Below are 26,094 nucleotides of genomic sequence, written 5' to 3' on the forward strand. Positions count from 1 at the left end.
GGTTCAGAAAAACAACAAAGCCCCTCATCATAACGACGAGGGGCTTTGTAATTATTGGTATCTGGAATATTATAAACCGAAACCGTAAGCTATACGTAAACCTACTGTGCCATAGCTACCACTATTGCCACCAGAGAAGTTTTCATAACGGGCACCAATATCCCATGATTTGGTTGCATAACCTAAACCAGGGGCAAGGATCAGCTTAGTGCTTTTATCTTCGCCTGCAATTGGCTCGTGAACTTCAAAACCGGCACCTGCTTCACCTGAAAAGTAGAAACCATCGGCAACAAAAGCCTTAATACCTGCTTTAACCGGTACTATACCAAGTGACCTCCCTTTTACTGTAATTGTAGTTGTTGATGTTGCATCGGTAAAGCTTTCACTATGTGATTTACCAAAGAAGTTGTAATAACCAGATGTAAGCGTTAAGGCTACATTTTTGTTAACACCATATTGTAAACGGGCGGTACCACCTAAACCAACATTGGAACCATCATGTAAATCGCCAACCGGCAATAAGCCTTCTACACCTACCCCAAAACGAAGTGCGTTTGCCGGGGTAGTTTGTGCTTTAACATTTGTTCCGATAAATATAGCTGCTGCTGTAAAAGCACTTGCTATAATTTTTGTCATTGTTTTCATAGTCGTAATTTTTAGTAAACAGTCCGCGGTTTTTATCGCCGCGTTGATACCCCTTTTACAAATACTTTGCCATTGTAGCCTTTTTTGATGCTTGTGATATTGACATGACAGTTTAAACATGCAGTTTTATAACAGCCATGTTATATTAATTTTTTGCTTAAATATTGATAATCAAGATACTAATTTGCTCAAAAAGCGCATCAATGCACCAGTTAAAGAAATTAATTTAACATGAAATTAATGTACGAAAAAACAGAATCAATCTGTAGTCAATAGTGTATTCAAATCAAGAATAATGTTTGATTTAACCTAAATTCCGGTCGAAATAGATTCGAAAAATTTCTTTTGGAGCCTGCCAAAAACAAAAAAAGAGAGGTTTTGGCCTCTCTTTTTTTGTTTTATTTATATTGATCAAACTTCATGGCTATGCCCTGGTTCGGGTTTGTAGTTCTTTTCCATTTCGGCAAGCTTCTCTTTACCGTAGGCAAATTTAGTGATGATGTAATACAACACCGGTACTATAAATATTGCCAGCGAGGTAGCGGTAAGCATCCCCCCAAAAACTGTCCACCCAATGGTTTTACGTGCTTCGGCGCCGGCACCTGATGCAATCATCAACGGCACAACGCCTAATATGAACGCCATAGACGTCATAATGATAGGGCGCAAACGAAGCCTTACAGCCTCTAAGGTTGCTTTCTCCAGGTTCATACCTCTATCTACACGCTCTTTGGCAAACTCTACTATCAGGATGGCGTTTTTGGCTGCCAAGCCTATCAACGTTATTAAACCTATCTGCGCGTATACGTTGTTAGTCAGATCGGGCCAAAAGGTAAGGAACAGGATAGCACCGAATGCCCCCAACGGTACCGATAACAGTACCGAGAACGGAACCGACCAGCTTTCATACAAGGCAGCCAGGAACAGGAACACAAAGCCTATAGAAAGGGCAAATATGTAAACCGTTTTTGAGCCCGATAATAACTCCTCACGACTCAGGCCCGAAAATTCGTAACCAAAGCCTTGCGGCAATGTTTTGGCAGCTACTTCTTTCAAGGCCGTAATAGCATCACCAGAGCTAAAGCCCGGTTTTGTACTACCGTTTATCTCGGCCGAGCGGAACAGGTTATAGTGCGCTATCAGAGGTGAATTTTCAATTACCTTATAAGAAGTAAGCGTACTTAAAGGCACCATGGTACCAAACTGGTTACGCACAAAATACTGTCCTATATTGGTAATATTACTACGGAACGATGTATCGGCCTGGGCAAGCACCCTAAAGTTTCGGCCGTAAATGGTAAAGTCGTTAATATAGGTGCTACCTAAGTAAGTTTGCAGCGCGCTGTTTACATCGGCAATAGAAACACCTAATTTTTTGGCCTTCTCCCTGTCGATAGTTAACTGGTATGCAGGCGTACTTGCGGTGAAGAAGGTAAATGCACGGGCAATTTCGGGGCGTTTGTTTACTTCGCCTACAAAATTCCGCATTACTTTTTCAAAATTTTTAATGTCGCCACCTGCTTCTTTCTCTTCCAAAATGAACGAGAAACCGCCGGTACTACCTAAACCGGGAATAGCAGGCGGTTGAATCACAATTACGTTGGCCTCCTTAAAGCGGGCCAGTTTTTTGGTAAGCTTACCCACCAACGCCGTGATCTGTTGCGATTTGTCCTTACGCTCATCCCAGGGTTTAAGCTGCACAAACATGGTGGCACTATTAGCCTTACTTGCAAAGCTGATGGCGTTTAAGCCGCCTAAAGCCGCGTAGTGGGCAATCTCTGGAACACTATCCAAAGTGGCCATCATCTGGTGCAATACATCAACCGTACGCACTGTTGATGAAGCCTCGGGCAAATCATAGGTAATGTAAACCCTGCCATCATCCTCCAACGGAATAAATCCGGATGGTTTACTTCTGAATAAAAGAATGGCACCTATAATGATACATACCAATATGATGATCACAAACTTGGAGTTTTTGATCGCCTTATCAACCGTGTTTCTATATCGGCCCGTTACCCTGGTGAACCACTCGTTAAACACAAAGAAAAACTTGTTAAGCCCTTTTGATTTATCATCTATTTTATGCGGACGAAGCAACAGGGTACACAAGGCCGGTGTTAATGATAAAGCCACAAATGCCGAGATCAATACCGATATTGCTATGGTGATAGCAAACTGCTGATAAAGCCGGCCTACTATACCCGGCACAAATCCTACCGGTACAAACACCGCCGCAAGGATCAACGCGATTGCGATTACCGGTGCCGATATATCGGCCATGGCATGCTTGGTAGCTTCAACAGGCGTCATTCCCTCCTCATCCATATAATGCTGCACGGCCTCAACCACCACAATGGCATCATCCACCACAATACCTATCGCTAACACAAAACCAAAAAGTGTAAGTGTATTGATGGTAAAGTTAAGCGGGATAAAAAATATGAAGGTACCAATGATAGATACCGGGATAGCGAGCACCGGGATAAGTGTTGAGCGCCAGTTTTGCAGGAATAAAAATACCACCACAATTACCAGCCCCAAAGCAATCAATAAGGTATCAACCACTTCGCTTACCGAAACCTTAACTACTGTTACGGCCTCAAACGGCACCACGTAATCAACATCGGCAGGGAAGGCTTTTTTAAGCTCGTTCATGGTAGCATAAACATTCTCGGCAGTTTCAAGCGAGTTACTGTTTGGTGCCTGGTAAACCAGCAGGTATGATGCCCTTTTACCATCAACAAATGAGTTACCAGAGTAATTGAATTTACCTAACTCAATACGGGCAACATCTTTTAAATGCACTATAGCCCCGGTGCTTGGAACCGTTTTAATAATTACGTTACCAAATTCCTCGGGCTTGCTTAAACGCCCTTTAACCAGTACCGAATATTCAAAGGTTTGCGCTTTTTGCTGCGGTGTGGCACCCACCGTACCCGGAGCAACCTGGGCATTTTGCTCGGCCAGTGCCGCGGTAACATCACCGGCGGTCATGCCCAGCGCGGCAAGTTTATCGGGGTTAAGCCATATACGCATACTAAAGTCATCGGCACGGGTAACAACGTCGCCCACGCCTTTGGTACGCAATATCGCGTCCTTTATAAATACGTTGGTATAGTTATCAGTAAAGGTTACATCATGACTCCCTTTTGGCGAAAACATGGCTACCAGCATCAAAATACTGGGGTTACGCTTACGTACCACCATACCCAAACGCTGCACCTCCTGCGGTAAGGTTGGTAACGCGATACCTACACGGTTTTGCACATCAAGCGCGGCTATATTAATATCGGTGCCTACATCAAAGTTTACGGTCATGCTCATTTGGCCGTTACTACTGCTGTTACTTTGCAGGTAGGTCATGCCCGGTACGCCGTTTACCTGTACTTCTACAGGGGTTGCCACGGTTTGTTCAACCGTCAGCGCGTCGGCACCGGTATAGGTACCCGTAACAGAAACCGTTGGCGGGGTAATATCCGGGTATTGCCCTATAGGTAAGCTGCTCATGGCCAGTAAACCAACAATTACAATCACTAATGAGATCACTATCGCGGTAACCGGTCGTTTTATAAAAACATCTGCAATCATTATTCTTATGATTAAGTTTCCGGGGATTGTTGCCCCGCTACTTGTTTAAACCTCTTCTATTCAATAAATAACTTACTTTTTAGGTGCTGCGCCCTGTGCAGGTGCGCCTGAGCCCAAAGTAACCTTACCTCCATCGCGCAAACGCTGAAAGCCATCAGTTATCACCTTATCGCCGGCCTTAATACCGTCAATTACTACAATATTGGTATTCACTCGCGGACCGAGCTTTACTTTAACCTGTTTTGCCAGGGTATCCTGCCTGTCTTTGATCGATTTATCTTCGGCAGTATCTTTCACCGTAGTATCGCGGGTAACAAAAACAAAAAACTCGCCCATTTGCTCGGTTACAGCTTTGTTTGGTATTTGCACCCTGTTGCCCGATTGGCCGTTAAGTACCTGCAATACGCAGCTCATACCATCTTTTAAAACATCATCCTCATTAGGGAACTGGATCCTCACCTTTATACTACCCGTCCCGCTGCTCACGCCCCTGTCAATAGCCAATACTTTACCTGTTTTATTATAGGTTGTACCATCTGGCAGTTGTAACTTAAAGGTTGTATCGGTGCTTGCCTTTTGAAAGCCATAAAAGCGGTTAATGTCCTGTTCGTTAATAACCACGTCAACCCCAATAGGGTGTTCGGCAGATATGGTGTTCATCAGTGTAGTACCGGCCGCAACCTGTGTACCCAACCTCACCTGCGAAATACCTATCCTGCCTGTAAACGGAGCCCGGATGGTAGCATAAGAAAGATCGGTAGCGGCAGATGCCACCCCCGCTTTAGCAACTGCAACCGCGCTTTTATTGGTTTCATAAGCCGCCACAGCCTGATCGACCGTTTGGCGGGCAATAGCGTCATTTTTTAATAACATATTATAGCGATCAACATCCTTTTGCGCTTTTACCAGGTTGGCCTGGGCGCTTAATACATTGGCCTGTGCCTGCTGATAGGCAGCTTCATACTTTCGCTTATCAATTTCATAAAGCACTTTGCCTTTTTCAACCACATCGCCTTCCTTAAAAAATATGCCGGTTACAAAACCCGGTACCTGGCTGCGCAGCTCAACCGTGTTAATTGATATAACCGTTCCCTGGTAGCTGTCATAATAAGTAGCTTCGGCAACTTTGGCCTGGGCTACAGAAACCGGAGTTGGTGGCGGGGCACCGGCTTTTTGCTGATGTTTACCACATGATGCCCATGTTAATAATGCGGCAGGGGCTAACCAATATATATAGCTATTTTTCATTATAGTGATTTGTTCGTGATAGTGATTTTTTCGTGTTTACGTTATTACTTAACAGGCATCCGGCTGATGCCTGTTATATTTTTATTGTACCGGCAATGTACCCAATGCTTTTTGCAAATCAATACGGCTTGCAAGTAGCTGGAACAGGGCATTATAATAGTTCAGCTCCGCAGTACGCAGGTCTGATTGTGCCACAATAACATCAAGGTAGGTTTTTACCCCCTCGCGGTATTGCAGGCTCACTACCTTATATACATCTTTTGCCAGATCAACATTTTCGCGTACCAGTTTGTAACTGGTGTAGTTACTTTTATAACCTGCCAGCGCCTGCACATATTCGGTATTGATGGTATTTTGCGTGTTTATGATATCCAGATCGGCACGTTCAACCTGCAACCTTGCCTTGGCTAAGTTTTGCAGGCGCTTGGTACCCTGAAAAATAGGGATGTTTAATGTTAAGCCAACATAACCTGTAGGATAGGCATTATTGTAAAGGTTACTGAAATCGTGACTGAAATAAGCATAATTATAACTGCCCACTGCTGATACTGAGGGCAAAAAGCCATACAGGTAATAATTAATGTTTAGGCTTTTAAGCGCCTTATTAGTTTGCAGTAAACGGTATTCAATGCGGTTATTTACATCTAAAGTTTGATTGGTATCAATCGATGCCGCCTGCTCATAGCGTGTTGAATCGTAGGCAAGCGTTATTGGCCCGCCGCCACCAACCCCCATAATTTGCTTTAAATAAGCTATTTTACTTTTTATCGATTCCTGGGTTGCCTTACGGGTAGCTAATGAATTGTTGAGAGCGATAGTCGCCTGTTTATAATCTGTTTTATCAGATACACCAGCCTGGTAACGGTTGGTGGCATCCTTTAAACTGCGTTGCAACCTTACTATGTCCTCATTGGTAATATCTAATTGCTTTTGCGATAGCAGCACATCAAAAAAAGCTTTGCTTACGTCAGATACTACATCTATCTGGCTGCTTAACGTGTTTTCTTTGTAATATGCCCGGGAGTATTTAGATGCCTTTGAAGCCAACAATACATCGGCATTATAAATAGCCTGCGATGCTGTTAAACCAATGGTCGATAGGTTTCGGATACTCCCCGCGTTTGAAGGGATATTAGCACCCGATGCGCCGGCCTGCGGCTGCCCTTTAAAGTAGTAGTTATAAAGGCCCGATGAACTTAATTGTGGCAGCCATCCCGATAAGCCTATCCTGATGTCGCGCTCATTGATCTGCTCGTCAATAGATGCCTGCCTTACCGCGGGTTGGTTACGCAAAGCAAATTCAACAGCTTGTTTAAGCGTTATTGCCCCGGTAATGGTATCATTAACGGGGGCGGTTTGCGCAAAAACCCGCGAATGTAAAATTAATGTTAAATTGACTATCGTGAAGATGGTTAAGTACGTTGTTTTTTTCATACAGAAGAAATAGATGTCAATGTTTATCAAGCTAAACTACAAAAGAATAGTGTTATAGTTTTAGTTCAATTACACAGGGGATGTGCGAATATGTGATTATTATTACCAAATATAATTTAACCACAGGAATTTTACCTAAACTTTATAAAAAAATGGTTAAAAAGTCAGTTTTAGGCCTTTTTACAAAAAAATGAAAATAAGGGATAGCAAATAAATAAAAATTTTAATTAATTTGCCATGTGGTTTAATATGGCCTTACCTCAAATTTTATTGGGGGTAAGCTTATTTAAAAAAAATTACACTCACCATATAAGTTATATGCTTATTCATGGTATTTTTACAAAAAATTAAAGCAGAGTTAATACATGGTTAAAAAACTACATGGGAAAATCGCCGAGTTCCAGGTTGCAAATATGCTCCGGGAAAGGGGATTGTATCCTTATTTCAGGCCTATTGAGTCTGCTCAGGACACTGAAGTATTAATTGATAACAAGCGGGTATTAATGTTTGGCTCTAACTCCTACTTAGGCCTTACCAACCACCCCAAAATTAAAGAAGCTTCAAAAAAAGCGATTGACAAATACGGTACAGGCTGTGCCGGATCGCGCTTTTTAAATGGTACACTGGATATTCATATTGAGTTAGAGAACAGACTGGCCACCTTAGTTGGCAAAGAAGCAGCGGTTTTATTCAGCACCGGTTACCAGGTAAACCTGGGCGTACTTTCATGCATCACCGGTCGTAACGACTATATTATTTTAGACGAGTATGACCACGCCTGCATCATTGATGGTAGCCGCTTGTCATTTTCAAAAGTGTTAAAATACGCCCACAATGACATGAACGACCTGCAGCGCAAACTGGCTTTATTGCCAGAAGAAGCTGTTAAGGTTATTGCCGTTGATGGTATCTTCAGTATGGAAGGCGATATTGTAAAATTGCCTGAAATTGTTAAGCTTGCCGATCAGTATGGTGCAAACATCATGATTGATGACGCGCATAGCCTTGGTGTTATCGGTCATAAAGGTGCAGGTACTGCCTCACATTTTGGCCTTACCGAGCATGTTGATCTGATCATGGGTACCTTTAGTAAATCATTGGCTTCGTTAGGTGGATTTATCGCTGCCGATAAAGACACCGTTGATTATATTAAACACCGTGGCCGCTCATTAATGTTTAGTGCCAGCATGACCCCGGGATCTGTGGGTAGTGTAATTGCAGCGCTTGATATCATGGAATCTGAGCCGGAAAGGATGCAGAAGCTTTGGGATAATACCAATTATGCCATGAAACTTTTGTTGGAAGAAGGCTTTGACCTTGGCCCTACCGAAAGCCCGATATTGCCTATTTTTGTACGCGATAACGAAAAAACTTTCCTGGTAACCAAACAACTGCAGGCTGCCGGTATATTTGTTAACCCGGTTGTTTCACCAGCTGTTCCTTCAGATTCATCGTTGCTGCGTTTCTCATTAATGGCAACGCATACTTTTGAGCAAATTGAAGAAGCCGTTGAAAAACTGGCCAGGGTATTTAAAGAAGTAGGCGTTACTTCTGTTAAAGAAAAAATATAATAAGCTAATAAATTGTCCGTGTGTATATTTGGCTGCTGTTTAACAAAACAAGCCTATACACACGGACTTTTACGTTCATATAGCCCAAGGGCATTCAATTAGTATACACTACTCATGATAAAAATTGTAACGGTTAGTTCAAAAAGCGAGTTGGCCTCATTTATTGATTTTCCGCATGATTTGTATGAGGGCGACCCAAACTACGTTCCGGAACTATTTATAGCCCAGCGCGATCTGTTAACTAAACACCCTTTTCATAAGCACAATAAAGTACAGCCCTTTTTAGCGTACCGCGATGGTAAAATAGTAGGTCGCATAGCAGCTATTCTTAACAACGCGCACAACGAGTACAATAAAAAGAATGATGGTTTTTTTGGTTTTTTTGATTGTGTTGACGATACCGAGGTTTCAAACCTATTGTTTGATGTAGTTACCGGCTGGCTTAAAGATAAAGGCGTTACCGGCAAACTATTAGGGCCCGTAAACTTTAGCACCAATGAACCTTGCGGTTTATTGATACAAGGCTTTGACAGCCCACCGTTTTTAATGCAAACTTATAACAAGCCCTATTATGCTAAGCTAATAGAAAGCTATGGTTTGGATAAAGATGTTGACCTTATTGCCTGGCATTGGGATGGGCAGGCTTATGACGATAAATCGGTAAGACTGTTAAACTCTTTGGAGGAGCGTTTGAAACGAAATAATATAGTTATCCGTAAGGTTAGCCTTAAAAACTTTAAGGACGAAACCATTAAGTTGCGCGAGGTATATAACTCGGCCTGGGATCAAAATACTGGCTTTGTACCTTTAACGGATGAGGAATTTGATTACCTGGCCAAAGATCTTAAACTGATCCTTGACCCGGACTTTGCATTGGTTGCCGAGCAGGATGGCAAAATAGTTGCCTTCGGTTTAGCATTACCTAACTACAACGAGATCTTTCAAAAAATAAAGCGCGGCCGTTTATTGCCAACAGGCATTTTTAAATTACTGCTTGGCAAAAAGAAAATTCAAAGCATTCGCATTTATGCTTTGGGTGTTGTGGATGGCTATCGTAAAATGGGTATCGAAGCCTGCTTATATGGCACCATCATCCGCGAGTACAAAGCCAAAGGATTTAAACATGCCGAGGCCGGCTGGACGTTAGAACACAATGACATGGTGAACCGGGCCATTGAGGCCATTAAAGGCGATCCGTACAAAAAATATAGGTTATACCAGAAAACGATATGAGGGAACGGGTTTTAATAACCGGTGCAAGCGGCTTTGCCGGCTTCCACATTATTGAGGAAGCATTACATAATAATTTTGAAGTATACGCCGCAGTGCGTAAAACAAGCAAAACAGATCATCTGAAACACCTGGATGTTCATTTTGTAAATTTGAGTTACCGCGATGTGCCTGCTTTAAAACAACAGTTAACCGATATTAAACCCGATTATATTATCCACGCGGCAGGTGTTACCGCGGCCAGGTCACAAGCCGAATATGATCAAATTAACGCCACCTATACTCTTAACCTTGCTTCGGCAGCGGTACAGGCGGGCATTAATCTTAAAAAGTTTGTACTCATTAGCAGCCTTGCTGCCCTGGGACCACTTAAAACCCTTGTTGGATCCATCAGCGAGCGAAGTAAACCCAAGCCCGTTACCGCTTATGGCCGCAGCAAACTACTGGCCGAAGAACAGCTGAGGACGGTTAAAAACTTAAGCTACACTATATTGCGCCCCACAGCCATTTATGGCCCGCGCGATACCGGCATTTTTATATTTTTTAAGCAACTGGTACGCGGCATAGAACCCTACATGGGCAAAGCCGAGCAAAAGCTTACCTTTATATATGTTAAGGATGTGGCAAAGGCGGCTATTAAATCGCTTTATAGCAGCAACGTTACAGACTATAATTTAAGCGACGGCAATTTTTACAGCAAATACGAGTTAGGTAACCTGGCTAAGGAAGCCATGAGCCTAAAAACGTTCAAATTTCATTTGCCTGTAATTTTTATAAAAATAATAGCGTCAATATCAGAAAAAGTGAGTTCTTTGAGCAATAAAGCCGCGATACTCAATACCGAGAAGCTAAATGAGCTGATGGCCGTAAACTGGTCTGTTGATATTGAGAAAGCAAAAGCCGAACTTGGCTTTTATCCCGCCTATAATTTAAAAACAGGCCTGATAGAAACACTTAAATGGTACCGGGCTAACGACTGGCTATAAAACACAAATAATTAAACATTATTGAACGCAAAAATTAACAAAATATAAAAATACATCAAGTTACTTAAACGTTTAAGTAACTTGATAATCAAAATATTAACATAAATAACAAAATCTTTTGCGGCTTATCGCAAGGGCAAACAGGTAAGCCGGTCAACTGGCTTTACCCCCAACAATTAAAACAACAAACAATTACAATGAAAGGTAAAATTTCTCCTGCCGAAGGCAAACTGGGTATACTGATCCCTGGCTTAGGTGCAGTAGCTACTACGCTTATTGCCGGCGTTGAAGCTGTAAAAAAAGGCATTTCGCAGCCAATTGGCTCCCTTACACAAATGGGGCACATCCGTTTAGGTAAACGTACCGAAAACCGTAACCCTAAGATCAATGAATTTGCTCCGTTAGCCCAATTAAACGATATTGTTTTTGGCGGATGGGATGTTTATACAGATAACGTTTACGAATCTGCAATGAACGCCAAAGTACTTGAAACGTCATTGCTTAACGCGGTAAAAACCGAGTTGGAGGCCATTGTACCAATGACTGCCGCTTTTGACCGCAATTATGCTAAAAACTTAACGGCTACCCACGTTAAAACCGGTACCCGTTATGAGTTGGCGCAACAGGTAATGGAAGATATTACCAACTTTAAAGAGAAAAACGGCTTAGATCGCGTGGTATTAGTATGGTGCGGATCAACCGAGATCTATTACGAAGCATCGGCTATCCATCAATCATTAGCCGCTTTTGAGCAGGCTTTGAAAGATGACGATCACTTGATAGCTCCAAGCATGATATACGCTTACGCGGCTTTAAAATTAGGTGTACCTTTCTCAAACGGCGCTCCTAACCTAACCGTTGATATCCCGGCATTGATCGAGCTATCTAAATTAACCAAAACCCCTATTGCTGGTAAGGATTTTAAAACCGGTCAAACTTTAATGAAAACAGTTTTGGCACCAGGCCTGGCCGCCCGTTCATTAGGCGTACATGGCTGGTTTTCGACCAACATTTTAGGTAACCGCGATGGTTTGGTGTTAGACGATCCGGATAATTTTAAAACCAAAGAGGTTTCAAAATTAGGTGTATTGGAAGATATCTTTAAACCAGAAGACAACCCTGAGCTTTACGGTAACATTTATCACAAAATCCGTATCAACTACTACCCACCTCACGGCGATAACAAAGAAAGCTGGGATAACATCGACATTTTTGGCTGGTTAGGCTACAAAATGCAAATCAAGATCAACTTCCTTTGCCGCGATTCTATACTGGCCGCCCCTATCGCGCTTGACTTAGCGCTGTTTAGCGATATGGCTAAACGTGCCGGCATGAGCGGCATCCAGGAGTGGTTATCATTCTACCTTAAATCGCCGCAAACTGCCGAAGGTTTACATCCGGAGAATGATATCTTTAAACAACTGATCAAGTTAGAGAACACCCTGCGTTACCTGATGGGCGAAGACCTGATCACTCACCTTGGTTTAGATTATTATGATGATATGTTTGCCGACCAGGCATAATCAACATTTATAAAAACAAAAACGGCCGCATGGAGATATTTCTTTATGCGGCTGTTTTATTATCCCCCCTCAGGGTCATATTACCTGTTAGTTAAGCTGTTAATAATTGTTAAATACTTACTTTTGCTGTGTGTGGGGTATATAATTTTTAGTACTCTTGTAAGGAATAGGCTTTTGATCACATCTACCAATCAATCCATTACGTAATTGACATAAACAATAATAGTAAAAGGTGCATACAAATAACTATAGTTTTATTTTTTATGTAACATATAGTATAATCAAAAGGTAATTTATTGTACCGCCCGACGTTTCAGTACAGAATGTCGACAATATTTGACTTTTTGACCACATTAGTCTGTAGGGATTTTTTTTACCTTTGAACCGCAGTTACAGACTTGCATATAAGGGTTGTGAAAGATGCTTAAAATAGGTTTAAAACAGGTTTTGAGCCAAACAGACGGGCAGAAAAGATAAGTAGAAGTGATTGATCGGTCTGTTATTTTTTGAACTGATAATTAATAATATCGGTATTCAAAAAGGGGTTAGTTGGTTAGGTTACCGTTACTATTTATCAATCAAAAGGAGTTTGTATTTGCATAATTGCATAAAGTACATGGATTTTAAAAAATTTTACAAAAGTTTATTTTTCTCAATATTCTTTTTTTCTGTCACCTCATTATTTGCTCAAACAACCGTAATTACAGGCACGGTGACTGATGCAGGCAATAAACAAACCTTACCTTTTGTTGTGGTTGGCTTTACCGGCACTACTACCGGCGTCACTACCGATAATAATGGCAAATACCGCATTTCAACCACCAATCAAACTTATAAGCAAATAAAAATTTCTTTTTTAGGTTACAAGGATGCCTTTTTAAGCATTGTGCCTGGCAAAGAGCAGGTGGTTAACGTGAAACTTTTTCCGGCCGCGCAACAACTTACCGAGGTTAACATTAAGGCAGGTAAAAAGCCTAAATATCGTAACAAGGATAACCCGGCTGTTGAGCTGATCCGTAAGGTTATTGAAAACAAAGAAAAAAACCGTCCCGAAGCCTATAATTATGTAGAGTACAGGGAATACGATAAAATGATGTTTGGCGCCGCCAACGTTTCTACTCAGTTTAGCGACCGTAAATTTTTCAGGAAGTATAAGTTCATTTTGGATAACCGTGATAGTACATCTATCCCCGGTAAATCAATATTACCTATCTTTTTGAACGAAAAGTTATTGCAAACCTACTATCGTAAAAACCCCGAAAAAAACAGGGAAATTGTATTGGGCGAAAAAAATGTAAACTTTGGTCCGGCAGTGGATAATGCAGGTTTGGCACAATACTTTAAGCACCTTTACAGCAAGGTTAACATTTATGATAACAACATATTGCTGATAACCAGCCAGTTTTTAAGCCCGATATCAGATAACTCGCCTAATTACTATAAGTTTTTCATCACGGATACTGTTACCGATGCCAAAAACCAAAAGTTGGTTGAGTTAAGTTTTACACCACGTAACACCAATGATGTTTTGTTTGAAGGCCGTATTTATGTTACGCTTGATGGCAACTACGCCGTGCAAAAGGCCGATTTATTGGTAAACAAACACATCAATATTAACTTTATCCGGTCGATACAGGTTAACCTGGAATTTCAACAAAACCCCGATAACCGTTATCATCTGAGCAAAAGTACTACCATTGCCGATTTTGGCGCCACTAAAAAAGATGCTAAAAGCAGCTTGTTTGGTATGCGCACCATTACCTATGGTAATTATGTGGTAAATAACCCAAGACCAGATACGGCTTACACCAAGCAATCAGAAGAATCATCAGACGAAGCTAAAAACCGTAACGACGCGTTCTGGCAAAAAAACCGCTTGGATACGTTAACAACGGCCGAATCAAAGGTTTACAAAAATATTGACAGCTTAAAGGATATGCCCTCTTTTAAACGTACAGTGGATATTGCAACCATATTACTGGCAGGTTATAAAGGCTTCAACAAATTTGAAATTGGTCCGGCAAATACATTTTACAGCTTTAACCCGGTTGAGGGTTTTAAACTGAGGTTAGGTGGCCGTACTACTCCCGGACTAAGCAAACGTTATTATTTTGAAACTTACCTGGCCTACGGTTTTAAAGACGAAAAATTTAAAGGTTTTTTAAGTGCTACTTACTCGCTTAACAATAAATCAATTTACAAATTCCCGCAAGATTATATCAGGGCGAGCTTTCAGCGCGATACCAAAATTCCGGGTGCAAGCTTACAGTTTGTGGAAGAGGATAACTTCCTGCTATCATTTAAGCGTGGTGTAAACGATAAATACCTGTATAACGATAACTACAAGATAGATTACGTGCACGAGTTTGAAAGCCACTTCTCTTACACCGCAGGCTTCAATAAGTGGACACAATCGCCGGCTGGCTCGTTATATTTTAACAGCCCGTTAAATGGTCAGATCCACAACTTAACAACTACCGAGATATCGGCAGGACTGCGCTATGCACCAAACGAAGAGTTTTACCAGGGCAAAATTTACCGTATCCCATTACCAAATAAATACCCTATCTTCCAGCTACAATACACCGCGGGTTTAAAGAATGTATTTGGCGGTGAATATAACTATCAAAAATTTGATGGCCGTATTGATAAACGCGTTTACGAATCGCAGTTAGGTTATGCCGATGTAGCTGTTTATGGTGGTAAATTGTTTGGTACAGTGCCTTATCCATTGCTGGGTATACCGCATGCCAACCAAACTTACGCTTACGATATTGACTCCTATAACTTAATGAACTTTTTGGAGTTTGTATATGACCATTACGAGGGTATAAGAATTGATCAACACTTTATGGGTTTCTTCTTTAATAAAGTACCTTTGTTAAAAAGACTAAAATGGCGCGAAACATTGTCGCTTAAAGTGTTATATGGTGGTTTGAGTGATAAAAATGATCCATCAATCCACCCATCTCTATACCAGTTACCTGTTGACGCCAACGGCGTTCCTGTAACATATACGTTAGGTCATACGCCATACGTGGAAGGAAGCGTTGGTATCGAAAACATATTTAAGCTCATCAGGATTGATTTTGTAGAGCGGTTTAACTATTTAGATCATCCGAATGTAGCAAATTGGGGTATCCGTACGAGAATTAAATTTGATTTTTAATTTTGTAACATCAAACTATTACAAATGGAACAGAAAATATCGCTTAGAACAAACCTGCAATTGGGTATATACCGCGTAATTGATCCGGTTGTGAAAATTCTGATCAAAGTTGGTTTAACCCCAAACGCGGTTACATCAATCGGCTTTGTACTTAACGTTGGTGTTGCTGCCATATTTATATTGGGTGCCGAAGAAGGCAACCGTGGCGATTTACGTTACGTGGGCTGGGCCGGCGGCCTCATCCTGTTTGCCGGGTTGTTTGATATGCTTGACGGGCAGGTAGCCCGCCTGGGTAACATGAAATCAACCTTTGGTGCTTTGTATGACTCCGTGCTTGACCGTTACAGCGAACTGATCATGTTTTTAGGCATCTGTTACTACCTGGTTGGTCACCACTACTTTATAAGCTCGATTGCTGCGTTTATAGCGCTGATTGGCTCCATGATGGTTAGTTATGTAAGGGCACGTGCCGAAGGTTTAGGAGTTGAAGTTAAAGGTGGTTTAATGCAAAGGCCCGAGCGTGTGGTAACCATTGGTGTTTGCGCATTGGCAAGCGGTATTGTTGCCCAATATATTGGCGGTAACTACAAATTGTTTGTACCAGGCATTAAATTCCACATTTTTGAACCGATATCGATATTTACCTTTCCGTTGGTTTTATTAGCAGTGCTTACCAACATTACTGCCTTTAACAGGCTTAGGGAAGCAAAAAGAGCATTGATAAAACAAGAAGAAGAAGGTTTGTAGTTTTAAATACAATTGGCATACAGCCCATTGCATAAAACTTAAAAGCCCCTTACCAAAATATCATATCTTCGTAACCGTAAATTAATGGTTGATAGCTGGCAAATCCAGGCTAACCCCATATTTACCCGTAATTAGTTTTAAATAAAAAGATTAAATAACAGGCAGAAAGATCGTTAAACATTTTAAACCTGATATGTGCTATGGCGAAAAAGAATTATATTTCTAACTCACAGGAATCTGTGAGGATGTTTAAAAGTAACTTTTTAGAGGTTTTATCAAAGGTACATTTTACGGTGCCTTTGTATATTTTTGTACCGGTTATCATTTACTCTACCTACCTGGCTTTTACCAACGGGATAGATTTTATCAAATACGTTGAGCTTTTCATTTTAGGCCTCTTTATCTGGACCATCACAGAGTACATTATGCACCGGTTTGTTTTTCACCTTAAACCCAATGAAAACTGGGAATGGGCAAAAAGGCTGCACTTTATTATGCACGGTGTACACCACGATTATCCAAGCGATGCTAAACGTTTGGTATTGCCCCCATCACTGAGCATTCCATTGGCCACGGCTTTTTTCTTTTTATTTAAGGCCATATTACCTGTAAACTATGTATTTGGCTTTTTCCCAGGCTTTATATTAGGCTATTTGTTTTATGATCTATCGCACTATGCCATGCATCATTTTAACTTTAAAAGCGGCCTGTTTAAGAAAATAAAACAGCATCACATGCTACACCATTATCAAGACCCTGACAGGGGCTATGGCGTTAGCTCACCACTGTGGGATAAAATATTCCGTTCAGGTTTCTTAAAAAAATAAGGTGGATAGTAGCAGTACTTCAAATACCAGCGTTGCCATCAATAGCAAAAGTATCCTGGTTGTTTCACTCATCTCGATAGCTTACCTGGTACTCTCCTACCTTTTAATAGGCTATAAAAGTGATGAGTTGACGTTAGTACTAATCTTCAATGTGCTTTTTTACCTATCAGTACCTACCCGTAAATTTATCCTGGGTTTTGCCATTTTTATAGTTTACTGGATCATATTTGATTATATGAAGGCCTTCCCCAACTATAATTTTAACCCGGTACACATTGCCGATATTTATAATTTAGAAAAACACCTGTTCGGCATTCATTATAAAGGCAGCCTGTTAACACCAAACGAGTACTGGCGTATTAACGGCACTACTTTTATTGATGTAGTTGCCGGTATTTTTTACCTGTGCTGGATTCCTGTACCGCTTGCATTTGCGGCTTACCTGTTTTTCAAAAACAAAGGGCAGTTTCTGCGGTTCTCGCTCACGTTTGTATTGGTTAACCTATTGGGTTTCGTAGTTTATTACACTTTCCCGGCTGCACCGCCCTGGTATGTGCAATACCACGGTTTACTATTCCATCCCCTAACCCAGGGCAATACTGCGGGTTTGGCCAAGTTTGATGCCTACTTCCACGCCGGCATTTTTAAATCCATTTATGCCAAAGGATCTAATGTATTTGCGGCTATGCCATCATTGCACTCATCTTACCCGGTTATTGTTTTATACTATGGTATCAAAAACCGCCTGGGTATTGTGAATGTATTTTTTGCTGTTGTGATGTTGGGTATATGGTTTACTGCGGTTTATGCAAGTCATCATTATGTACTTGATGTACTGGCGGGCATCATCTGCGCTATCGCGGGTATTTCACTCTTCAACTTTTTGCTTGGCAAATCAACCTGGCTACAGCAAAGGCTTACCAGTTACGAACGGGTTATTGTTTAGTACAATTAACGGTTTTTTGAGTAAAATCATGTACTATTTACTATTCACCTTGGTATGTGGAAAAAACCCGCGCTTAATGTTGAATAAATTTTAGCAGCTAATTATTACTAAAAAGTGCCATTACAGCATAAAAACACATAAAACATAACCATCTTATTCATTTTTGGCGTACCTGATTGATAAACAGGCACATTATTTGACTATCAATTATCAAATATATTGCTATATTCGATAGCCCCTATATGAAAAGACTACTTACTTGCCTCATCTTCATTGCCTTAGCCACCACCAAATCATCAGCATACGCTGGTGACCTTGATAGTCTTAAGCAAAAATTACAGCTCACCAACGATTCATTAAAGGGTCCTATATATACTGAAATTGCTGCTCAGTATTTAAATTACGATACTGTAGCAAACCGCAACTTAAGACGCTATTATCAAAATGAAGCTTTAAATTACACCATGCTGGCGTTGCACGTATATTCGGCATATAATGATAGCCTTGGTTTACGGACTTCTTATAATAGTTTATCAAAAATTTACCGTTCACAACACAAGTATCCGCAGGCGAAATGGTTCATTTTGCAATCAAATACCATATCGCGCCAAAAGAAGGATATCCCCAATATTATAGCCTCATTGATTGAACTGTCGGCTATTAAAACCGATATTAAGGATTATACCCTGGCCATGGGCGATTTGAATGAAGCACTTAACATCGTCGTTAAAAACAAGGATCCCAAAAATGAATCAACCGTACAGGTTGCCTACGCTAATTTATATCGACGGATGAATAACTACGATAAAGCAGCCATCGCCATAAAAAGGCACGAATTTCTGGACGATAGTATTCGGCAGGCCGAAATAGATAAACTGGCCATGGTAGCCAAAAAGGATTCGATAAAGATCAAAAAACAGGATTCGGTAATCGCCAAAAAAAAAGTATATACCTCCAGCTTGAAAACGAACTTCAGGAGAGGGCGAATGCTCGCTTCGGCAAGGCACATAGTCTCATTGTAGTACTTATTATAGCACTTTCCGTTGTAGCAGTATCAGTGATGATCTATTACTGGCGGCGCAAAAGAAAAAGCAGGTGGCGCATCAGGCTCAGGAAACCCAAACCATAAATTTATCGAATACCTTCATCCGAAACATTAAACCCAAATATATTTTAGTTGTCTGATACACATATGAAAAGATCAATTGTGCAGGCTGTGTTTATCCTGGTTTCACTTTTTACATTTGGCAAAACTTACGGCCAAAGTGCAGATTTTAGAAACGAGTTTTTATCAAGCATCAACGCAACCCGGGCCAAAGGCTGTAATTGTGGCGACACCTATTTTCCGCCGGCACCTCCCCTTACCTGGAACAATAAATTATTTGACGCCGCCATCGGCCACGCAAAAGACATGGCCAAACGCAATTATTTTAGCCATACCAGCCAGGATGGCCGTAGCATGGAGGATAGGATAGTTTTAGCTGGTTATATTTTTAAAGGATTCAAAAGTTTTGCCATAGGCGAAAACATTGCCCAGGGGCAACAAAGCATTGCCGAAGTGATGGATGGCTGGTTTAAAAGTGAAGGCCACTGTAAAAACCTGATGAACCGCGACTTTAAAGAAGTTGGCGTAGCCCAATACAACGACTACTGGGTACAGGATTTTGGCGGCCGCACCTCATTTACCGCCGAGCAGCAAAAGCTCATCAAATCTGGAAAGTATAGGCTGATTAAAAATTGATGTGCAGATTTCAGATGTGCAGATTCCGGATTTCAAATGCACAGATTTCAGATATGCAGTTGGCAACTTGATGTATACCCAGCACATGGGGTGCTGAAATAAATTCAGCATGACTTGGTTTTTTGGTTGCATGTAGCATTCATGAGATTACACTTGAAATAGAAATTGTTCACATCTGAAATCTGCACATCTGAAATCTGTGCATCTGAAATCTGTGCATCTACTCCCCCGCCTTCACTCTTCGTTCCATTACTTCCCGCCAGGTGGTTAATATAAAGCCGCGTTGTGTTAGGAATGCTTTTAATCGGGGATCCGTCATGGCCAGCAAATCGCCTTTACGTTTTCTGCCGGTATTGGTTATTTTATCAAAGTTTGGTGTAGGGTTGGTGCAATGCATGATCACCATGGTTAAGCCCGGCGATAAGCGACCAATGCTTTCAATGTAATGATCGGTATACCATTTTTGGATTTGCTTATCGGTCTTTTTTTCAATATCGGGCATCTGCCAATCGTAGCTTGAATTATGCAGGTCATCCAAAACCGGCAAGCCGGCTTTCCAGATCATTTCCCCGGTAGCTTTGGCCTGCCCCAGTGCAGCAGGTTCTGAAATGGCCATACCCTCGGTGTACTTACCCTGTTTCTTCAATTCGGCAATCGTAGCCGCTTTTGCTTCGGCGCGATAAAACAGATCGTCACCGCCCGGGAACATCACCGGGATCTTCTTTTCTATCCCCAGCTTGATATACTTTTCAAGGTAAGATGGTTTAGCAAATAAGGTACCCATGTGCGAATCGAGGTGCGTTGGCTTAAAACCCATGCTTAAAGCCCTATCCAGTTGCGCCCTGATCTCTTTATCTACCTCATCGGCCGAAGCCCTGAAATATACTGCCTCAACAGATGACCATAGGCAGCCTTGTTTATCTGTTAGCCCGGGTACCGCTGTTTTCCCTGCTAACGGCCCCCAACGGTAGCTCTCCCATTCCGATGTCAGCGTTAAATGCAGGCCTGCATCTGTATCGGGGTGTTTATCCAGGTATTGTTTAAACTCCGGCACCCAGGCACAAGGCATCATTACACTGGTTGATGTGGCTACACCTTCGCCAAGGGCTTTTTCCACTCCGTCATTTGATTCATGCGACATGCCCGCGTCATCAACATGCAAAATAATTACACGTGCTCCTTGTGGCCAACCCAATCTTTCGGCGTAGGTTTTAGTTTGCTGCCCAAACGCGGCTAACCAAGTTGCTAAACCCAATAACAGGAGCGGAATCTTTTTCATGATGGTACAGGTTTTATAGTTGGTTTATTAAATATAGCTAATATGACCATTTAAACAAATACTTGTAAAACGTACATGCGCTGGCCTACTTGTAAAAATGAACCTGTAATTACACTTAATTTACTATTTTTGAAATAATGCTACCGGCCACTAACCATACCCTCGAAAAACTGGAAATACTGCTTAAAACAGCAGGATACAAGGTTAGGTATGAAAAAGGCAATTTTAAAACCGGTGCGTGCCTGCTACTTAACAGCCGCCTCATTATTGTAAACCGTTTCTCGAACCTGGAAAGCAAGATCCTGGCCTTGTTTGAACTTTTACGCGACCTTGATGTAGATATTAAACTACTGGATGATAAGCAGACTGCCTTTTTGCAGGATATTAAACAAACAAAACTGCAGCTGTGACCATAACATTTTTAGGAACCGGAACATCACAGGGCGTACCTGTTATTGCCTGCGGCTGCGAAGTTTGCACATCTGCCGATAGGCGCGATAACCGGCTGCGCACTTCCATTTTAATTGAGGCTGAAGATAAAACCATTGTTATTGATTCGGGACCCGATTTCAGGTACCAGATGTTGCGCGCCGGTGTAAAACATTTGGATGCCATTGTGTTTACCCACGAGCACAAAGATCATATTGCCGGGATGGATGACATACGCGCGTTTAATTATTTCCAGGGCGGCCCGGTTGATGTGTATGCCGATGCAAGGGTACGCAAAGCACTCACACGCGAGTTTCCTTATATTTTTGATGGAACCGGTTATCCCGGAATACCACAGGTTAATGTACATCCTATAGGGTTGGAACCTTTTAATATTGGCGAGATTAAGCTTATACCAATTGAAGTTTTGCACTATATGTTACCCGTGCTTGGTTTTAGAGTGAGTGATTTCACCTACATCACCGATGCCAAAACAATATCAGAAACCGAAAAACAAAAGATAAAAGGAACAAAAATACTGGTAATCAATGCCTTGCAAAAGGAAAACCACATTTCGCACTTCACTCTTAATGAAGCTATCAATTTTGCAAAGGATATTGGGGCCGAAACCACCTACCTTACCCACATCAGCCACCGTTTAGGGAAACATGAGGATATTGCGAAAGAACTCCCGCCAGGCATCTTCCTTTCTTACGACGGATTAGAGCTCAACATGTAAGTATCGCTATTTCAGCGCTTTTGGGAATACTATTTAACAAAAATATTACACAAATGCAAAATCTTTTTAAGTGTTTGCGTGTTGTTACCACAATTATTGTTTTTGTGTATAATCCCCTATCCCCCTCTGTAAATGGAGTACTTAGTTTATGTAAGCACAGCCAAAAGGCTGATGAATGACGAAGAATTATTAGACATTTTAATCAAAGCCCGATCCGAAAATAATGCACACAGTATAACAGGAATGCTTCTTTACAGCCAGGGCACATTCATACAGGTGCTTGAAGGCGAGAAAGAAAATGTAGACCGGATTTTTAAAAAAATCGAATCAGATACCAGGCATAAAAATGTTATCAAACTAATGAATGGGGTGATAAACCAAAGAAATTTCCCTGACTGGTCAATGGCTTTTGCATCGGTAAATTCCGAAATCCTGCAGTCCTTTGAGGGCTTTCTTGATCCGGCAGATCCAAGTTTTTTAGGTAGCAACAACGATACAACAACAAACATGCTCAGGATATTTGCCCAAACCAATAACCTTACTTATTAAGTAAGCCCAAGGTTGATTTTGTGCTGCTGTTTGTTGATACCTTTGGAGACCTCTGCTTTGGGAAAAATCATCAACTACAAATCAATATAACTAATCCGCTCTATAGCGCCATTATATTGGTTGAGATGACCGGTATCATGCGCATCCACACGGCCTTTAATAGTTACATATTTATTATTTATCTGCGTAAACTGGTCGTTGTTGTACTGAAACAAGCCAATTTTAGTACCTTTTAAATACAAGGGGCAATCGGGGTTAAAATCTATCCAAATGGCTTGCTTAACAGAATGATCAGCAAAGAGGCTGTCATTAAACAGTGCGGATTGCTCTGGTGCTTCAACGTATTTGCCGGTAACTTCGACGTATTGCCTATCGTATTTTTTAAGATGGTTGACCAGTTCTGTAAAAGCCACCCGTTTGTACACCGGTGAGTCATCATCATTACAATCGCTTACAAAAGTTTTGGTGTGACGGCCACAACCAAACAGCAAAGCCGGCAGGATAGCTGGAAGCAATATTTTTAGCAGGCTTTGGTGCGTAGTCATCAAATAAAAAACGATTAGATCTTTGCGAAAGATTGAAGATACCTAATACCCCTGTGAAATAGATTAATGTAATGCAATTTATACAGAAACTATACACCCAGTTTACATTTAAGCATTACTTTTAACGCCACAACCACCCTTTATGAAAATCACTTCTATTGTAACCCTATTGGCATTTTTAGCAATTGGTGCCAATGCGCAGCAAAAAGTAATCCCACTATACGCCGGTGCCGCACCCGGATCAGAAGATTGGAACTGGAGCGAGGGCGTAACCTATAACAACCAGTACAATACACAAAAGGTTTATAATGTAACACGCCCTACGCTAACCGCCTTTTTACCAGATGCGGCCATTGCTACCGGTACCGCCGTAATCATTTGCCCCGGCGGAAGCTTTACTACCTTAAATGTTACCATGGAAGGCAGCGACGAAGCCAAATGGTTTAACCAGCATGGCGTGGCCGCTTTTGTATTAAAATACAGGGTAATGCACAGCTTTACCGACGATCCTGTAAAAGAACTTGCCGAAAGGAGAACTAAAAAAGATTACACCGATGAGGTAACCAAAATAGTTTACCTGGGCATTGCCGATGCGCGCAATGCCATAGCCTATGTACGTGAGCACGCCGCCGAATATGGCGTATCGCCACAACGGGTTGGCATTATGGGCTTTTCGGCAGGCGGCACGTTAGCTGCTGCTACGGCTTATGGTTATACTGCCGCGAATAAGCCAGATTTTGTGGCTCCTATCTATCCATTCTTTCCCGAAAAACTGCAAACGACTATCGCCGCTGATGCCCCGCCTATGTTTTTGGCCGCCGCTACCGATGACGAGCTTGGCCTTGCGCCGCATAGTGTTGAGATCTACAGCAAATGGATAGCAGCAAAACACCCTGCCGAACTGCACGTGTACGCCAAAGGAGGCCACGGTTTTGGATCGCGCAGGCAGGATATTCCTACCGATACCTGGATGGAACGCTTTGGCGACTGGCTTGATCTGGAAGGTTTCCTTACCCCCATCGATCCTAAAATAAAATCGCCCAAACAAAGGGCGATAGATGATGAAAATAATCATAAAAACCGGGAGGCCGGTTTTCATAAAGACTGGGCAAATATTAAGCGCTACCAGGCCGATAACGAAAAAGTACCAGCACCTGCTCCCGGCGAAAAGCGGGTAGTTTATATGGGGGATTCGATAACCGATTTTTGGTTAGGGGCCGACCCTGACTTCTGGAAAGGAAAACCTTATTACGACCGTGGCATCAGCGGACAAACTACAACGCAAATGCTGGTTCGTTTCAGAGATGATGTGATTGATTTAAAACCAGCCGTTGTAGTGATCCTGGCCGGCATCAATGATATTGCCGAAAACAATGGCCCCATTAAGCTGGAAGATGTATTTGGCAACATTAAATCGATGGCTATACTGGCAAGGGAGGCTAACATTAAAGTGGTGCTATCATCCACCTTACCAGCCTTTGCTTTTCCATGGAAACCAACCATGCAACCGGCACCCAAAGTGATGGCACTGAATGCCATGATCAAAGACTTTGCAGAGAAGAACCAGATGGTTTACCTCGATTATTTTTCGGCCATGGCCGATGAACGCAACGGCTTGCCTTCAAATTTGGCGAAAGATGGTGTGCACCCTACTCTTGCAGGTTACAGGGTCATGGAGCCGCTGGTGGAGAAGGCGATTGCGGAGAGCCTCACCCAACCCTCTCCAAAGGAGAGGGCTTTAAAAAAGTAATTCAAAAAAGCATCCATAAGATATTTTTTAAGTCTCCCCTTTAGGGGAGATTTAGAGGGGCTTCGGCTGTCTCAATAGTTCCCTGATAAACAATCCTGCGGGCGTTAAATTGGCCTCTGTCCAGCCACCATATATGGGGGCACCAGCTTGTAAAATGGCGGTGGTTTCGTGTTTATCGGTAATATTCCAGTTGGCCCAGCTCAGGTGATTATCTATTAACCACTTTACCCAGGTTTGGGTTTTTGATAGGTTAAACTCCCCGTCGCCATTTGATTCGCCAACACCCCATTCAGTAATCATCAACGGCAGACCAAGCTTAATTGCCTTATTAGCTTTGGCCCGTAGAGCTTCCTGGTGATTGGGGTCGCTGGCGTAAAAATGGAACGAGTACACAATATTATTGTAGCCAATTATTGGATCGGTTGCTGCTATATCCACATCCTGATCCCAGTGCGGGCTTCCCACCACAATCACCGCGTTTTTATCGTATTTACGAATTACGGGGATCACCTGCAAAGCATATTCTTTCACGGTTTTCCAATTGGCTTTTGCAGGTTCGTTATAGATTTCGTAGATAACGTTGGGTACACCGGCGTACTTTTTTGTCATCTGCTTAAAAAAATCTTTGGATTCATTCATATGATTTTCGGCATGATGGTCGTGCCAATCTATCAATACATAGATGCCATCTTTTATAGCAGCATCAACCACGTCGGTGATTAGCTTTTGCTGTTTATCGGGTTGTTGCAGATAACCTCCATTGGGTTCAACCCCCATAGAGGCACGTATAATAGATACTTTAAAATCATTGGCAAGCCAGTTAACCACACCAGGGTTGTAGTATTTTTGACCTTGCCACAAAGTCCATGAAAAACTGATACCACGCAATTGTGGTTCTATCCCCTGCCCGTTTACCAGTTTGCCATTCTGCACTTTTAGCACGCCGTTACGGGCAACAGGTGTTAAATTTTGCGCTTTTGAGGCTTTAAAAACTATCAAAGCAAATAAAATCGGCAATACCCCTCTCATCATTTTATAATTGGATAGGCCAATGTAAAAAATGAGATTTTATAAATGCCGGTTTGCAAAAATTGCATCATAGTATGATAAAATTGACCAAGATGCCGGATACGGGTGCCTAAAGT

The 26,094-nt window shown here is 41.9% G+C and carries 21 protein-coding genes; 14 read left to right on the plus strand and 7 right to left on the minus strand.

What is annotated here, in order from left to right; genetic code table 11:
* Positions 1–69: 69 nt before the first annotated feature.
* The 4 genes from FHS10_RS02680 to FHS10_RS02695 all read right to left on the minus strand — a co-directional run bounded on the left by FHS10_RS02680 (position 70) and on the right by FHS10_RS02695 (position 6,918).
* Entirely contained in the window at positions 70–645 is a 576-nt protein-coding gene (locus tag FHS10_RS02680; protein ID WP_259087412.1) for a hypothetical protein, read from the minus strand.
* 411 nt (positions 646–1,056) lie between these two features.
* Positions 1,057–4,236 (minus strand): efflux RND transporter permease subunit, encoded by a 3,180-nt coding sequence (locus FHS10_RS02685; RefSeq protein ID WP_259087420.1) that lies wholly within the window; start codon positions 4,234–4,236, stop codon positions 1,057–1,059.
* 72 nt (positions 4,237–4,308) lie between these two features.
* A complete protein-coding gene (locus FHS10_RS02690) occupies positions 4,309–5,484 on the minus strand; it encodes an efflux RND transporter periplasmic adaptor subunit (RefSeq protein WP_259087424.1) in 1,176 nt (391 codons plus the stop codon).
* 81 nt (positions 5,485–5,565) lie between these two features.
* Entirely contained in the window at positions 5,566–6,918 is a 1,353-nt protein-coding gene (locus FHS10_RS02695) for a TolC family protein (protein WP_259087425.1), read from the minus strand.
* A 365-nt stretch (positions 6,919–7,283) separates the two neighbouring features.
* Here FHS10_RS02695 and spt point away from each other — a divergent pair, with 365 nt between their 5' ends.
* The 10 genes from spt (at position 7,284) to FHS10_RS02745 (ending at position 19,658) form a co-directional block, all read left to right on the plus strand.
* Positions 7,284–8,489 carry a serine palmitoyltransferase gene (gene spt / locus FHS10_RS02700; RefSeq protein ID WP_259087427.1) on the plus strand — a complete coding sequence of 402 codons (1,206 nt, stop codon included), beginning with the start codon at positions 7,284–7,286 and terminating at the stop codon, positions 8,487–8,489.
* Positions 8,490–8,603: 114 nt separating this feature from the next.
* On the plus strand, positions 8,604–9,722 hold the full coding sequence (locus tag FHS10_RS02705) for a GNAT family N-acetyltransferase (protein ID WP_259087428.1): 1,119 nt from the start codon (positions 8,604–8,606) through the stop codon (positions 9,720–9,722).
* Complete coding sequence (locus FHS10_RS02710) at positions 9,719–10,705, plus strand: NAD-dependent epimerase/dehydratase family protein (RefSeq protein WP_259087430.1); 987 nt, start codon at positions 9,719–9,721, stop codon at positions 10,703–10,705. The genes FHS10_RS02705 and FHS10_RS02710 overlap by 4 nt, the downstream gene beginning before the upstream one ends.
* Positions 10,706–10,902: 197 nt before the next feature.
* A complete protein-coding gene (locus FHS10_RS02715) occupies positions 10,903–12,228 on the plus strand; it encodes an inositol-3-phosphate synthase (protein ID WP_259087432.1) in 1,326 nt (441 codons plus the stop codon).
* 616 nt (positions 12,229–12,844) lie between these two features.
* Positions 12,845–15,397, plus strand: a complete 2,553-nt coding sequence (locus FHS10_RS02720; RefSeq protein ID WP_259087434.1) for a DUF5686 family protein — start codon at positions 12,845–12,847, stop codon at positions 15,395–15,397.
* Between the two features lie 24 nt (positions 15,398–15,421).
* Positions 15,422–16,144, plus strand: coding sequence for a CDP-alcohol phosphatidyltransferase family protein (locus FHS10_RS02725; RefSeq protein WP_259087436.1), 723 nt, complete (start codon positions 15,422–15,424; stop codon positions 16,142–16,144).
* Positions 16,145–16,344: 200 nt separating this feature from the next.
* Positions 16,345–16,971, plus strand: coding sequence for a sterol desaturase family protein (locus tag FHS10_RS02730; RefSeq protein WP_259087441.1), 627 nt, complete (start codon positions 16,345–16,347; stop codon positions 16,969–16,971).
* A gap of 1 nt (position 16,972) precedes the next feature.
* Positions 16,973–17,917, plus strand: coding sequence for a phosphatase PAP2 family protein (locus FHS10_RS02735; protein ID WP_259087443.1), 945 nt, complete (start codon positions 16,973–16,975; stop codon positions 17,915–17,917).
* A 242-nt stretch (positions 17,918–18,159) separates the two neighbouring features.
* Entirely contained in the window at positions 18,160–18,939 is a 780-nt protein-coding gene (locus FHS10_RS02740; RefSeq protein WP_259087447.1) for a hypothetical protein, read from the plus strand.
* Positions 18,940–19,109: 170 nt separating this feature from the next.
* Entirely contained in the window at positions 19,110–19,658 is a 549-nt protein-coding gene (locus FHS10_RS02745) for a CAP domain-containing protein (protein ID WP_259087448.1), read from the plus strand.
* Between the two features lie 220 nt (positions 19,659–19,878).
* On the opposite strand, the gene FHS10_RS02750 is transcribed toward FHS10_RS02745, so the two are convergent.
* Complete coding sequence (locus FHS10_RS02750) at positions 19,879–20,937, minus strand: polysaccharide deacetylase family protein (protein WP_259087450.1); 1,059 nt, start codon at positions 20,935–20,937, stop codon at positions 19,879–19,881.
* A 137-nt stretch (positions 20,938–21,074) separates the two neighbouring features.
* On the opposite strand from FHS10_RS02750, the gene FHS10_RS02755 reads away from it, so the two are divergent.
* The 3 genes from FHS10_RS02755 to FHS10_RS02765 all read left to right on the plus strand — a co-directional run bounded on the left by FHS10_RS02755 (position 21,075) and on the right by FHS10_RS02765 (position 22,654).
* Positions 21,075–21,347 (plus strand): hypothetical protein, encoded by a 273-nt coding sequence (locus FHS10_RS02755; RefSeq protein WP_259087451.1) that lies wholly within the window; start codon positions 21,075–21,077, stop codon positions 21,345–21,347.
* Positions 21,344–22,105, plus strand: a complete 762-nt coding sequence (locus FHS10_RS02760; RefSeq protein ID WP_259087452.1) for an MBL fold metallo-hydrolase — start codon at positions 21,344–21,346, stop codon at positions 22,103–22,105. The genes FHS10_RS02755 and FHS10_RS02760 overlap by 4 nt, the downstream gene beginning before the upstream one ends.
* 132 nt (positions 22,106–22,237) lie before the next feature.
* Entirely contained in the window at positions 22,238–22,654 is a 417-nt protein-coding gene (locus tag FHS10_RS02765) for a BLUF domain-containing protein (protein ID WP_259087454.1), read from the plus strand.
* 74 nt (positions 22,655–22,728) lie between these two features.
* Here FHS10_RS02765 and FHS10_RS02770 read toward each other — a convergent pair whose 3' ends face one another.
* Entirely contained in the window at positions 22,729–23,199 is a 471-nt protein-coding gene (locus FHS10_RS02770) for a hypothetical protein (protein WP_259087456.1), read from the minus strand.
* A 142-nt stretch (positions 23,200–23,341) separates the two neighbouring features.
* Here FHS10_RS02770 and FHS10_RS02775 point away from each other — a divergent pair, with 142 nt between their 5' ends.
* On the plus strand, positions 23,342–24,949 hold the full coding sequence (locus tag FHS10_RS02775) for a GDSL-type esterase/lipase family protein (protein ID WP_259087463.1): 1,608 nt from the start codon (positions 23,342–23,344) through the stop codon (positions 24,947–24,949).
* A 51-nt stretch (positions 24,950–25,000) separates the two neighbouring features.
* On the opposite strand, the gene FHS10_RS02780 is transcribed toward FHS10_RS02775, so the two are convergent.
* Entirely contained in the window at positions 25,001–25,981 is a 981-nt protein-coding gene (locus tag FHS10_RS02780) for a glycoside hydrolase family 5 protein (RefSeq protein WP_259087465.1), read from the minus strand.
* Between the last annotated feature and the right edge of the window lie 113 nt (positions 25,982–26,094).

The sequence above is a fragment of the Mucilaginibacter dorajii genome (assembly GCF_024808255.1).
Classification (GTDB): Bacteria; Bacteroidota; Bacteroidia; order Sphingobacteriales; family Sphingobacteriaceae; genus Mucilaginibacter; species Mucilaginibacter dorajii.